We start from the raw sequence: 537 nt of genomic DNA on the forward strand, positions 1-537 counted from the left end.
GCACCTCGGCGGCGATCGCGATCGCGATCACCTCGGGTTCCTTGCCGGCGAGTCCGGGCACGCCGAGCGGGCAGTGCAGGCGGGCGATCGCGTGCTCGGCGACGCCGCGTGCGCGCAGGCGCTGCTCGAAGCGGGCGCGCTTGGACTGCGAGCCGAGCAGGCCGCACAGGCGGAAGTCGCCGCGCTCGAGGATGGCGCGCACCAGCTCGAAATCGAGCGCATGGCTGTGGGTCAGCACCAGGAACACGGCGTCGGCCGGGGCGTCGCCCACCTCGGCCTCGGGGGTGTCGGTGCAGCGGCGCTCGATGTTGGCGGCGACGCTGGCGGGGAATTCCTGCGCGCGCGCATCGATCCAGCGCACCCGCAGCGGCAGCCGCCCGAGCACCTCGGCGAGCGCGCGCCCGACGTGGCCGGCGCCGAACAGCATGAGCTGCAGTTCGGGCGGCACGCAGACGTCGATGAGGCTGTCGGCGCCCGTCGCGGGGCGCGCGGCGGCGAGCGCCGCGCTGTCGCCCGCGCCGGCGAGCAGGCTGGACG

1 protein-coding gene is annotated in these 537 nt (G+C 76.0%); it reads right to left on the reverse strand.

The window, feature by feature from the left end:
* The coding region (gene xdhC, locus C667_RS23805; RefSeq protein ID WP_004392306.1) for a xanthine dehydrogenase accessory protein XdhC at positions 1-537 on the reverse strand (537 nt) is incomplete at both ends.

It is taken from the genome of Thauera phenylacetica B4P, from assembly GCF_000310225.1.
GTDB classification, from domain to species: domain Bacteria; phylum Pseudomonadota; class Gammaproteobacteria; order Burkholderiales; family Rhodocyclaceae; genus Thauera; species Thauera phenylacetica.